At 73.1% G+C, this 12,017-nt stretch carries 9 protein-coding genes; 2 read left to right on the top strand and 7 right to left on the bottom strand.

Annotated elements, in window-relative coordinates:
* Position 1: 1 nt before the first annotated feature.
* Genes WBN91_RS02555 through WBN91_RS02545 form a run of 3 tightly spaced genes read right to left on the bottom strand, consistent with a single transcriptional unit; the run spans position 2 to position 3,358 of the window.
* The gene (locus tag WBN91_RS02555; protein WP_337725689.1) at positions 2–952 is read right to left on the bottom strand and encodes an ABC transporter permease; all 951 of its coding nucleotides are present in this window, start codon (positions 950–952) and stop codon (positions 2–4) included.
* Complete coding sequence (locus tag WBN91_RS02550; protein ID WP_337725688.1) at positions 949–2,385, bottom strand: sugar ABC transporter ATP-binding protein; 1,437 nt, start codon at positions 2,383–2,385, stop codon at positions 949–951. The genes WBN91_RS02555 and WBN91_RS02550 overlap by 4 nt, the downstream gene beginning before the upstream one ends.
* Positions 2,375–3,358 (bottom strand): LacI family DNA-binding transcriptional regulator, encoded by a 984-nt coding sequence (locus WBN91_RS02545; protein WP_337725687.1) that lies wholly within the window; start codon positions 3,356–3,358, stop codon positions 2,375–2,377. Before WBN91_RS02545 ends, WBN91_RS02550 begins: the two co-directional genes overlap by 11 nt.
* 166 nt (positions 3,359–3,524) lie before the next feature.
* Here WBN91_RS02545 and WBN91_RS02540 point away from each other — a divergent pair, with 166 nt between their 5' ends.
* Together WBN91_RS02540 and WBN91_RS02535 are read left to right on the top strand one after the other, a co-directional pair.
* Positions 3,525–5,936 (top strand): DUF2339 domain-containing protein, encoded by a 2,412-nt coding sequence (locus WBN91_RS02540; protein WP_337725686.1) that lies wholly within the window; start codon positions 3,525–3,527, stop codon positions 5,934–5,936.
* A 240-nt stretch (positions 5,937–6,176) separates the two neighbouring features.
* Entirely contained in the window at positions 6,177–7,199 is a 1,023-nt protein-coding gene (locus tag WBN91_RS02535) for an outer membrane protein assembly factor BamB family protein (protein WP_337725685.1), read from the top strand.
* Between the two features lie 39 nt (positions 7,200–7,238).
* Here the strand turns inward: WBN91_RS02535 and WBN91_RS02530 are convergent, their stop codons facing one another.
* The 4 genes from WBN91_RS02530 to WBN91_RS02515 are packed head-to-tail and all read right to left on the bottom strand — an operon-like array spanning position 7,239 to position 11,822.
* Complete coding sequence (locus tag WBN91_RS02530; protein WP_337725684.1) at positions 7,239–8,099, bottom strand: LysR family transcriptional regulator; 861 nt, start codon at positions 8,097–8,099, stop codon at positions 7,239–7,241.
* A gap of 10 nt (positions 8,100–8,109) precedes the next feature.
* The gene (locus WBN91_RS02525) at positions 8,110–9,294 is read right to left on the bottom strand and encodes a glycine C-acetyltransferase (protein ID WP_337725683.1); all 1,185 of its coding nucleotides are present in this window, start codon (positions 9,292–9,294) and stop codon (positions 8,110–8,112) included.
* Positions 9,294–10,328 (bottom strand): L-threonine 3-dehydrogenase, encoded by a 1,035-nt coding sequence (gene tdh, locus WBN91_RS02520; protein ID WP_337725682.1) that lies wholly within the window; start codon positions 10,326–10,328, stop codon positions 9,294–9,296. Before tdh ends, WBN91_RS02525 begins: the two co-directional genes overlap by 1 nt.
* 36 nt (positions 10,329–10,364) lie before the next feature.
* On the bottom strand, positions 10,365–11,822 hold the full coding sequence (locus WBN91_RS02515) for an SDR family oxidoreductase (RefSeq protein ID WP_337725681.1): 1,458 nt from the start codon (positions 11,820–11,822) through the stop codon (positions 10,365–10,367).
* Positions 11,823–12,017: the final 195 nt, after the last annotated feature.

Below are 12,017 nucleotides of genomic sequence, written 5' to 3'. Positions count from 1 at the left end.
TTCATCGGGTACGGCGGCGAAGCGTGTCGAGCAGGACGGCCAGCGCGATCACCGCGCCGATCACCACCTGCTGCCAGAACGGGGACACCTGCAACTGGTTGAGGCCGTTGCGCAGCACGGCCAGCACGAGCGCGCCGACCAGCGTGCCGGTGGCGCGGCCGACGCCGCCGGACAGCGACGCGCCGCCGATCACCACGGCCGCGATCGCGTCCAGCTCGTAGCCCACGGCGGCCTGCGGGCCGGCGGAGGACAGCCGACCGGCGAGCAGCATGCCCGCGACGGCCGCGAACAAGCCGGACAGCGCGTAGACGACGAGCTTCTGCCGGCGCACGTCGATGCCGGACAGGCGCGCGGCCTCCTCGTTGCCGCCGATGGCGTACATCGCGCGGCCGGAGTACGTGCGGGACAGCACGAACCCGGTGACGCCGAAGAACACCAGCATCACCAGCAGCGGCACCGGCAGGTACGGGGTGAGGTTCGACCCGAGCGAGGTGACGACGTCGGGCGTGGTGGTCGGGCTGCCCTGCGACACCACCAGCGTCAGACCGCGGGCGACGCTGAGCATGGCCAGCGTCGCGATGAACGCGGGCAGCTTCCCGTAGGACACCAGCGCCCCGTTGACCAGGCCCGCGACCACGCCGGTGGCCAGGCCGAGCAGCAGCGCGACCGGTCCGGGCAGCCCCGCCTCGGCCGACGACCACGCGCCGACCATCGCCGACAGCGCCGCGACGCTGCCCACCGACAGGTCGATGCCGCCGGACACGATGACGAACGTCGACCCGAACGCGAGCACCGCCACCACGGCCGCCTGCACGCCCACGTTGAGCAGGTTCTGGGTGGTCAGGAACGACGGCGCGAGCAGCGACAACGCCACCACCAGCACCAGCAGTCCCGCGAGCGCGCCGTTGTCGGACAGCACCTTGAAGTTCTTGCGACTGGCCACCGTTGTCATGCCGGGAACTCCTGAACCGCCAACGCCATCACCTTGTCCTGGGTCGTGCCGGCGGGCAGCTCGCCCGCGACTCGGCCGTGCGCCATCACGACCACCCGGTCGCTCATCCCGATCACCTCGGGCAGGTCGGAGGACACCAGCACGACCGCGCGCCCGGCCGCCGTCATCCGGTTGACCAGCTCGTAGATCTCGACCTTCGCGCCGACGTCCACGCCGCGGGTCGGCTCGTCCAGCACCAGCACGCGCGGGTCGGCCAGCAGCCACTTGCCGATGACGACCTTCTGCTGGTTGCCGCCGGACAGCTCGCGCACCTGCTGCCCCAGCCCGGAGGTTTTGACCCGCAACGACTTCGCCATCTCGGCGGCGCTGCTCCGCTGGGCCGCGCGGTCGACCAGGCCGGCCTTGGTGCTGGACTTCAGCGTGACCAGGCCGAGGTTGTCGCCGACGGTCGAGGTGAGCACCAGGCCCTGGCCCTTGCGGTCCTCGGGGACCAGGCCGAGCCCGGCCCGCACCGCGGCCTGCACGTCGTGCGCGGGAACCTTGCGGCCGGCGACCTCGACGGTCCCGGAGTCGTACGGGTCCACGCCGAACGCCGCCCGCACCACCTCGGTGCGACCCGCCCCGACCAGGCCCGCGACCCCGACGACCTCGCCCGCGCGGACGTGGAAGGAGACGTCGTGGAACGCGCCGCGCCGGGTCAGGCCCTCGACCTTGAACAGCACCTCGCCGAGTGCCGTGCGGCGGCGCGGGTACTGCTCGTCGATGGTGCGGCCGACCATCAGCTCGATCATGTGCTCGACGGTGGCCGTGCCCGGGAGGGTGCCGACGCTGCGGCCGTCGCGCAGGACCGTGATCCGGTCGGCGACGCGGCGGATCTCGTCGAGGTGGTGGGTGATGAAGACCAGGCCCACGCCTTGCGCGCGCAGCTCGGACATGATGGCGAGCAGCCGGTCGGTCTCGGTGTCGGTGAGCACGGCGGTCGGCTCGTCCAGGACCAGGAGCTGGGCGTTCAGGCTCAACGCGCGGGCGATCTCGACCATCTGCTGCCCGGCGATGCCCAGGTTCCGCACGGGTGTCGTGGGGTCGACGTCCAGGCCGACGCGGTCCAGGAGCGCTTTGGCGTCCTGTCGCATTCGCGCTTTGTCGACAATCCCGAAGCGGCGCGGCGGGCGGCCCAGGAACAGATTCTCGGCGACCGACAGCTGCGGGACCAGGGTCAGCTCCTGGTGGATCACGGCCAGGCTGCCGTGCCGCTCGACCGTGCCGGTGTCCGGTTGGTGCACCCCGGCGAGCACCTTGACCAGCGTGGACTTGCCCGCGCCGTTCTCGCCGAGCAGGACGTGCACCTCGCCGGGGCGGACGTCGAAGTCCACGCCGTCCAGCGCGCGCACGCCGGTGAAGCTCTTGCCGATGTCCCGCGCCTCAAGCAGCACCGGTCGCCTCCCCGCAGGAACCCCGCACGACCAGCCGTGCGGTGAGCTGGACGTCGGCCGGCTGCTCGCCCGCGACCAGCGCCAACAGGCTGCGGGCGGCGGCGTGGCCCATCTCGACGGTGGGCTGGGCGATGACCGTGATCGGCGGGTCCAGCAGCGGGAACCACGGCTGGTCGTCGTAGACGGCCAGGCTCACGTCGGCCGGCACGGTCAGGCCCCGGCGGCGGAGCTCTTCGAGCGCGCCCAGGCCCATCAGGTTGTCCATCGCGACCAGCGCGGTCGGCCGGTCCGGCGCGTCGAGCAACTCGGCCGCCGCCCGCGCGCCGCTCTCCCGGCGGAAGTCCCCGTGCACGACCCGCAGGGCCAGGCCACCGCGCGCGAACTGCTCCAGGCGCTCGCGGCCGGTGCTCGTGTCGGCCGGCCCGGCGATCACGCCGACGGTCCGGTGCCCGGCGGCCTTCAGGGCTTCGGCCAGGTCCGCGAGCGCTTGCGCGCCGTCCGCGCGGACCACCGGGCAGGTCGCGTCCGGCACCGTTCGGTCAAGCAGCACCAGCGGAACCCCGCGCTCTTCGACCTCCGCGAGCCAGGACGGGTCGTCGGTCGCCGGGCACACCAGCAGACCGTCGACGCGGCGGTCGAGCAGCGTGCGGACGTAGGTGAGGAGCTGGTCGGCGGACTCGTCGGCGTTGGCGACGATCACGCAATAGCCGTGCGCGCGGGCCTCTTCTTCGACGGCGCGCGCGATCTCGGCGAAGAACGGGTTGACCAGGTCGCTGATCACCAGGCCGAGGGTCTTGGTCGAGGTGGTGCGCAACGAGCGGGCCAGCGCGTTGGGGCGGTAGCCGAGCTCTTCGACAGCGGCGAGGACGCGGGTGCGGGTCTCGGGCGTCGGGGCGGCGTGCCCGTTGAGGACGCGGGAGACGGTCGCGGTCGAGACCCCGGCGTGCTGCGCGACGTCCTTGATCGTGGTCACGCTGTGCACCCCCTCGGTCACGTGGTATCGATTACAGGGGTGCAGTTAATCGGTTACACGGGGGTCGCTGTCAAGTTTCACGATTCAGGCTCCGTGACCGGTTCGGTATGTCGGAGTGAGTAGAGGTACGGATCCGGATACGCGGGATCGGCGCGACCCTGGTCACATGACTGGACAGGACCCCCTCATACGGCTGGCGGACGAACTCGGCCACCTCGGCCGCCGCCTGGAAGCAGTAGGCGCAGAACTCCGAACCGCCACCCTCACCACTGCCGCGCCTGCTACTCCCACCGCCGCCACGCCCGCCGATGTCGTACCCCGGTGGGAAGATGGAGACGGGGGCCGGAGGCCACACCCCGCCGAACAAACCCCCACCGCCGCGCCTGCCCACACCCCCGCGCCCACCGACCACTCCACCGGCGCGCCCACCGAACCCGCTGCGCCTGCGGACCGCACCGCCAGCGCCGCGCCGACCGACCCCGCCGCGCCCACCGAACCTGCCGCGCCCACTGCCGCTGCGCTTACCGCGCCGGCCGCAGTCGCCGCCGCAGCCGCGTCCCCGCCGACCGCACCCCGAACTGCCGCGTCCGCGCCGACCGCGTCCGCGCCGACCGCGTCCGCGCCGACCGCGTCCGCGCCGACCGCGTCCGCGCCGACCACGTCTGCCCAGGCCGCGCAGGCCGAGGCCGCAGCCGCCCCGCCGACCGGACCTGGTCAGCCCGCTCAACCAGGAGCCGACTGGATCCAAGCGCGGGCCGCCTCCTCCGCCCCGCCCCCGCGCTGGACCGGCTGGAGCGCGCCCCTGGAGCCGCTCCCGCCGATGCCCACCCCGGGCTTCGCCGCGCCGACCGCTCCCGGGTCCGCCGCGCCTGGGTCGCCCGCGTCGGCCGCGTCCGGGTCCGCCGTGCGGCAGGCGTCCGAGTTCACCCCGCCGGCCGCGCCCGGGTTCGCCGCGCCGACCGCGCCGTGGGGTGGGCAGCCGCACCTGCCGCCCGCGCCGCACCTGCCGCACATGCCGCCGACACCGCCCGTGCCGCCGCGTCCCTCCCTCTTCGACCGGCTCAGCCAGCCCGGCGCCGGCAGCAAGCTGCTCGCCTGGGTCGGTGGTGCGGTCACGTTGCTGGGTGTGGTTCTGCTGCTCGTCCTCGCCGTCCAGCGCGGCTACCTCGGCCCCGTCCCCCGCGTGGTCGGTGGTGCGCTGCTCGGCGCGGTTCTGGTCGCGATCGCCCTTCGCCTGTACCGCACCGAGACCTCCCGCACGGGTGCGTTCGCCGTCGCGGCCACCGGGTTCGCGGTCCTCTACCTGGACGTCGTCGCCGCCACCTCCCTCTACGAGTACCTCCCCGAAGGCGGCGGCCTGGTCGTCGGGCTGCTGATCGCCGCCGGTGGTCTGCTGTTGGCGATGCGCTGGGACTCGGCGCTGTTCGCGGCGGGCGTGGTGGGTGCCTGTGCGGTGTGCGCGCCGGTCCTGACCGATGGCTTCACCCCGCTGCTCGTCGGCTTCCTGCTGGTCCTGAAGATCGCCGCGAGCCCGGTGCACCTGCGCAAGGACTGGCCGTCGGTGGCGGTCACCGCCGGTGTCCCGCCGCTCCTGGCGACCCTCCTGGTCATCGGCCACACCCGGGACGCCCGCACGCTCGCCGGCCTCGCCCTGCTCGCCGCGCTGGTCGGCGTGGCCGCCGCCGTCGTCACGGTCCGGGTCCGGCCGGGCGACGTCACCGCGGTCGGTCTCGCCGTGGGCTCGCCGCTGCCCGCTCTGCTGACCACGGTCGTGCTGGACAAGTCCTGGGGTGCCGGGCTCGCGGGCGCTATCGCGGTGGTCATGCTCGGGTTGTGGGTGGTCGGGCGGCGGTCGTTGCCGTCCGGGTTCACCGCCGGGGTCGGCGCGGTCGGGGTGTTGGCGCTGTTCGTGTCGACCACCCTGGCCCTGGACGGCAGTGTCCGCGCGGGGGTCGTGCTCGGCGAGGCGTTGGTGCTGGCGGTGCTGGCCGAACGGCTGCGGTCGCGCGGGTCGCTGCTCGGCTCGACCGTGTTCGCCGGCATCGGCCTGATGATGACGCTCGCCGCCGCCCTCCCGCTCGACCTCCTGCTGGAGCCGCCGTGGCGGACGGGCACGCGGGGCGAGCTGGTGACCGGCCTCCTCGCGGCCCTGGTGCTGGCGCTGACCGCGATCGCCCTGCCGCGCGCGGCGGTGCGGCTGGGCGTCCTGGACCGGCACCCGCTGCCGTGGGTGCTGATCGGGCTGGTCGTGCTGTACGCGACGGCGGGTGTGGTGCTGTGCTCGGCGCTGCTCGTGTCGCGGACCGAGGCCGGGTTCCTGTTCGGCCACTCGGTCGTGACGGTCTCCTGGACGCTGGCCGCCCTGGTGCTGCTGGTGCGGGGCATCGACGTGCGGTCGCTGCGGGTCGCCGGGCTGGTCCTGGTCGGCTCGGCGGTGGCCAAGCTGCTGCTGTTCGACCTGGCCGCGCTGGACGGCGTCGCCCGCGTCCTTGCGTTCATCGGCGCAGGCCTGGTGCTCCTGACGGCGGGCACGCGCTACGCCAAGTTGGTGGCGGCGAGACGAATTTCCGCGAATTAGGTCGGGTCGGGATCCAAAACGCGGCGCCGTGCGTCAACCTGGTGTAGTTGTACGTCGTCGGGGAACGACCACCGGTGCAACGCACCGGCAGGGGCCCGGCGTCGGTCGTTTCGCCCCCCGAGCGACCGACGCCGGGCACACCCCCGCCGGCGGCGTGAGGTTCACTCGCTCCGGCAAAGAAATCACTCGTCGGTAGGACTGGAGTGGATCGGCGCGGCCGGCAGGTGCTCCCATTCGCGCATGGTCCGACGACGAGCCGCCCTCCTCTGCGCGGCGCTGCTCGTCGGCACCGCGCTCGTCCCGGCCTTCGGCGAGCCGCCGCAGCCGACCGTGATCACCGCCGCCGGGACCCGGGCCCCGCTCGCCTACGTCGTGGCCCGGCAGGGCCAGGTGCAGGTCCTGGACTCCGTCGACGGCCACCTCCGCGCCGAGGTCGACACCGGTGCGTGGACCACCGGGGCCGCGGTCGCCCCGGACGGCAGCCGCGTCTACGTCGTCAACGGCTACTCGGGCGTCATCACGGCCGTCGACCCGGTGGTCGGCGAGATCACCGGCCGCATCCACACCGGCGTGCAACTGGCCCGCGCCGCGTTGCACCCCAACGGCGAGCGCCTGTACGTGACCGGCAGCGACGTCGTGGCCGTGGTCGACACGCGGCAGTTCCACCTCGTCGCCGCCGTCCGCGTGGGGCGACAGCCACAGGGCGTCGCGGTCGCGCCCAACGGCGACCTGGTCTTCGTCGCCAACTCCCAGGACGGCACGGTCACCGTGGTGGACACCAAGTCGTCGTCCCCGGTGGCCACGGTCGCCGTCGGCGGGCTGCCGCAGAACGTCGCCGTCAGTCCGGACGGGAGCGCGGTCTACGTCAGCTCGCTGGAGGTGACCGACCGCAGCGGCACGGTGAGCCTGATCGACCCGCAAACCAACCGGGTCCGCTGGAAGCAGAAGGTCGGTCGGGGCGCGGGCAGCGTGGCCGTCACCCCGGACGGCGAGCGCGTGTACGTGGCGCTGGACGGCGAGGTCGCCGTGCTGGACACCACGACCTACCAGGTCACCCGCGTGCGCCAGGACGCGCGCAGCCTGGCCATCCCGCCCGGGGACCGCCGCGTCTTCCTGGCGTGCGGCAAGACCACCACCGTGCTGGACAGCGCGGACAACGCGGTGCTGACGACCTTCCACCACAGCGCCCTGGACAGCACCCCGCTGCACGACAACGGCCGAGGCTTCGAGGCCACCACGATCGCCTTCGCCGGCCAACGCTGAAGCCACCAAACGCCGAAGCCACCGACCGCCGAAGCCGCCTCAACCCCGAGCCGCGTCCAACACGGCCCTGATCAGCGGGTGGTCCTCGCTGCCCTTGCGAACTGCCGCGAAAACCCGGCGCAGCGGCGCAGTCCCCGTGACCGGGATGCCGCGCAACGCGTGCCGCGGCACCAGAGCCACACCCGCACCCGCTCGCACCAACGCTCCGACGGCGCTGAAGTCGTCGGACGTGTGCACGATCCGCGGCGCGAACCCGGCATCACCGCAGGCCAGTTCCACCACGTCCCGGACCGGGTTGCCGGGCAGCGTCGCCACCCAGTCGTCCTCCGCCAGGTCCCGCAGGTCCACCTCAGCCCGCCCTGCCAACCGGTGGTCGGCGGGCAGGACCACGTCGAACGGCTCGGTGTACAGCGGGAACCGGGTCAGCCTGCCGTCGTCGCGGCGCGGCCGGTACTCCTCGGTGATCGCCAGGTCGATCTCGCCGTCCAGCAGCAGCGGCACGCTCGCGTGCCCCTCCACGTCCCGCACCCGCACCACCACCCCCGGCGCGGACACCCGCAGCCGAGCCAGCGCCGGCGCCACGACCTGCGTGATCGCCGACGCGAAGCTGCCCACCTCGACCCGGCCGGCGGTGCCCGACGACAGGCCCGCCAGCGTCGCCTGCGCGCGCTCCAACTCGGCGGCGACGGCGTTCGCGTGCCGCACCAGCAGCTCGCCGGCCGACGTCAGCGACACCCGCCGCCCACGCCGGCGCAGCAGCTCCTGACCCACCTCGGACTCCAGGGCCGCGAGCTGCTGCGACACGGCGGACGGCGTCAGGTGCAGTGCTTGCGCCGCCGCCGTCACGGTGCTGTGGTCGGCCAGCGCGCGCAGCACGCGCAGCCGTCGGGGATCGATCACCGGCTCATTGTCAGCCGCGCATCGCCTCGCGCGCGGCCACGAAGGCGTCCACCGCCCGGTTCACGTCGTCGGTCGAGTGCGCGGCCGACATCTGGGTGCGGATGCGGGCCTTGCCGTGCGGCACCACCGGGTAGGAGAAGCCGATCACGTAGATGCCCTGCTCCAGCAGCAGGTCCGCCATCCGGGACGCCTCCGCCGCGTCGCCGATCATCACCGGGATGATCGGGTGCTCGCCGGGCAGCAGGTCGAAGCCCGCCTCGGTCATCCGGGCCCGGAACAGCGCGGTGTTCGCGCGCAGCCGGTCCAGCAGCTCGCCGGACGAGCTGAGCAGGTCCAGCGCGGCGATCGCGGCGGCGGTGATCGACGGCGCCAGCGAGTTGGAGAACAGGTACGGCCGGGACCGCTGCCGCAGCATCTCCACGATCTCCGCGCGCCCGGACGTGTAGCCGCCGCTCGCGCCGCCCAGCGCCTTGCCGAGCGTGCCGGTGACGATGTCCACCCGGTCCTGCACGCCGAACAGCTCCGGCGTGCCGCGCCCGGTCGGGCCGGTGAAGCCCACAGCGTGGGAATCGTCGACCATGACCAGGGCGTCGTACCGTTCGGCCAGGTCGCAGATCTCGTCCAGCGGCGCGAGGTAGCCGTCCATCGAGAACACGCCGTCGGTGGCGATGAGCCGGTAGCGGGCGTCCGCGGAGTCCTTGAGCTGACGCTCCAGGTCGTCCATGTCGCGGTTCTTGTAGCGGAAGCGGCGGGCCTTGGACAGCCGGACGCCGTCGATGATCGACGCGTGGTTCAGCTCGTCGGAGATGATCGCGTCCTCCGCGCCGAGCAGCGTCTCGAACAGGCCGCCGTTGGCGTCGAAGCACGAGCTGTAGAGGATGGTGTCCTCGGTGCCGAGGAACTCCGACAGCCGCTTCTCCAGCTCCTTGTGCGGCTCCTGGGTGCCGCAGATGAACCGCACGGACGCCATGCCGAAACCCCACCGGTCCAGCGCGTCCTTGGCGGCCTGCACCAGCTGCGGGTGGTCGGCCAGGCCCAGGTAGTTGTTGGCGCAGAAGTTCAGCACCTCGTCGCCCGCGCCCACCCGGACGGCGGCGTTCTGCGGTGTCCCGATCACCCGTTCCGCTTTGTACAGGCCCGCCGCGCGGATCTCGTCGAGGCCGGAACGCAGGTCGTCGCGCATCGCGCCGTACATCAGTGGGCTCCCGTCCAGTCGAGGATGACCTTGCCGCACTTGCCCTCGCGGGCGGTGGCGAAGGCCTCGGCGTGCTCGGTGTAGTCGAACCGGTGGGTGATCACCGGGGTGAGGTCGAGGCCGCGCTGGAGGAGCACGGACATCGAGTACCAGGTCTCGAACATCTCGCGGCCGTAGATGCCCTTGATGTGCAGCATCTTCAGCACGACGCTGCTCCAGTCCACGGCGAACTCCTCGGCGGGCAGGCCGAGCATCGCGATCCGGCCGCCGTGCGCCATGTTGCCGATCATGTCCTGGAGGGCGACCGGCTTGCCGGACATCTCCATGCCGACGTCGAAGCCCTCGGTCATGCCCAGTTCGGCCTGGGCGTCGGCGATGGACCGCTTGGTCACGTCCAGCGCCAGGTCCACGCCGACCTTGCGGGCGATGTCCAGCCGGTGCTCGCTGACGTCGGTGATGACGACGTTGCGCGCGCCCGCGTGCTTGGCCACGGCCGCCGCCATGATGCCGATCGGGCCGGCGCCGGTGATCAGCACGTCCTCGCCGATGACCGGGAAGGACAGCGCGGTGTGCACGGCGTTGCCGAACGGGTCGAAGATCGCCGCCACGTCCAGGTCGACGGGGGCGCGGTGGACCCAGGCGTTCTGCTCGGGCAGCACCACGTACTGGGCGAAGGCGCCGTCGCTGTGCACGCCGAGGCCGCGGGTGTGGGCGCACAGGTGGCGGCGGCCGGCCTTGCAGTTGCGGCACGTGCCGCACACCAGGTGGCCCTCGCCGCTGACCACGTCGCCGACCTCGACCCCGGTGACGGCCGGGCCGATCTCGACGACCTCGCCGACGAACTCGTGGCCCAGGACCAGCGGCGCGTGGATGTTGTGGGCGGCCCACTCGTCCCACGAGTCGATGTGCAGGTCGGTGCCGCAGATGCCGGTGCGCAGGACGCGGACGACCACGTCGTTCGAGCCCGGGGTCGGGTCGGGGACGTCGACCAGCGACAGTCCCGGCCCGGCGGTCGCCTTGACCAGTGCCTTCATGCCGGCAGTGTGCTCCCGTCGCGCTTGTGCAGTCCATCAGGACTTTCTGAACTCGCTTGTAAGCTCCGCTTCACTGGTGATGTTGTGCGCCATGCCGCCGAACACCAGCCCGTGGAACGGCCACACCAGCCACCAGTAGAGGTGCCCGGCGAGGCCGCGCGGCACGAACACCGCGCGCTGGCGGTAAGTGGACCCGCCCCCGTCCGCCGCCGCCACCCGGAGCTCCAACCACGCCAACCCGGGCACCCGCATCTCCGCCCGCAACCGCAGCAGCCGGCCGCGCTCGACCTCCTCGACCCGCCACCAGTCCAGCGCCTCGCCCACGTGCACCCGCTCCGGGTCCCGCCGCCCGCGCCGCAACCCGACCCCGCCGACCAGCCGGTCCAGCCACCCCCGCACCGCCCAGGCCAGCGGGAACGAGTACCAGCCGTGCTCGCCGCCGATGCCCTCCACCACCGCCCACAGCCGCTCCGGGGAGGCCTTGGTGCGCTGCTCGCGGACGTCCACGTAGGAGGAGCCGCCCGACCAGTCCGGGTCGCTGGGCAGCGGGTCCGAGGGCGCGCCCGGGGTGGCCGCGCCCGACCATCGGGTCTCCACCCGGCCGTCCCGGACGCGGGTGAGGGCCAACCGAACGGCCTGGTCGTAGCCGGTGGTCGGGCCGGGGACCAGGGCTTCGATGTCGTGCTCCCGGCACACCACCTCGTGGACCAGCGACTCGATCAGCGGCGCGGCGATCGAGCGGGGCACGGGGGTCACCAGGTTCACCCAGTGGGCGGACAGCTTCGGGGTGAGGACGGGCACCGGCAGCACCCGCCGCGGGCGCAACCCGGCGACCCGCGCGTACCGCAGCATCATGTCCAGGTAGGTGAGGACGTCCGGGCCACCGATGTCGAAGGTCCGGTTGACGCCTTCGGGCAGGTCGGCGCACGCGACCAGGTAGCGCAGGACGTCCCGGACGGCGATCGGCTGGACGCGGTTGTGCACCCAGCGGGGCGTCACCATCACCGGCAGGCGCTCGGTCAGGTAGCGCAACATCTCGAAACTGGCCGACCCGGACCCGATCACGACGGCCGCTTGGAGCACCACCGCCGGCACCCCCGACTGGAGGAACACCTCGCCGACCTCTGTGCGGGAGGCCAAGTGCGGCGAGAGGTCGGCGCCCGGCGGGTGCAGCCCACCGAGGTAGACGATCCGCCGCACCCGCGCGGCCTCGGCGGCCCGCGCGGTGTTCTCGGCGGCCCTGCGGTCGGCGTCGCTGAAGTCGGGGTCGTGCAGCGAGTGGACCAGGTAGTAGAGGACGTCAACGCCCTCGACGGCCTCGGCGAGGTCCTGGAGCACGTCCCCGCGCACCACCTCGACCCGGTCCACCCAGGGCACGTCCCGCAACTTCCCCGGCTCCCGCACCAGGCACCGGACTTCATGCCCCTGGTCGAGCAACCGCGGCACGAGCCGCCCACCGAGGTACCCGGTCGCACCGGTGACCAGACAACGCATACCCCGATCCTGGGCGGCCCGCCCCCGGCTCGCACGACGAGGAACCCAGATCAGGAAGGCGGAGGCCGATACTGCTCGAGGCGGTCCGGGAGGCTGCGGCGAGCCGGCCGATCGCCGCCAGGGTCGTGGAGGAAGCGGAGGGACAGGCCGAGGACATCGTCACCGCGGCCGGATCGAGGTGGTGTCCCACAGCGC

The organism is Saccharothrix sp. CCNWYY140, assembly GCF_037401995.1.
Taxonomy (GTDB): Bacteria; Actinomycetota; Actinomycetes; order Mycobacteriales; family Pseudonocardiaceae; genus Actinosynnema.
The sequence above is the reverse complement of the archived record's forward strand: the minus strand, read 5'-3'. Positions and strand labels throughout refer to the sequence as shown.

Bases quoted from the DNA above. Each gene is read 5' to 3' on its own strand.
- WBN91_RS02555 (WP_337725689.1), bottom strand. From the start codon at position 952: ATGACAACGGTGGCCAGTCGCAAGAACTTCAAGGTGCTGTCCGACAAC.
- WBN91_RS02540 (WP_337725686.1), top strand. From the start codon at position 3,525: ATGACTGGACAGGACCCCCTCATACGGCTGGCGGACGAACTCGGCCAC.
- WBN91_RS02535 (WP_337725685.1), top strand. From the start codon at position 6,177: ATGGTCCGACGACGAGCCGCCCTCCTCTGCGCGGCGCTGCTCGTCGGC.
- WBN91_RS02525 (WP_337725683.1), bottom strand. From the start codon at position 9,294: ATGTACGGCGCGATGCGCGACGACCTGCGTTCCGGCCTCGACGAGATC.
- tdh (WP_337725682.1), bottom strand. From the start codon at position 10,328: ATGAAGGCACTGGTCAAGGCGACCGCCGGGCCGGGACTGTCGCTGGTC.
- WBN91_RS02515 (WP_337725681.1), bottom strand. From the start codon at position 11,822: ATGCGTTGTCTGGTCACCGGTGCGACCGGGTACCTCGGTGGGCGGCTC.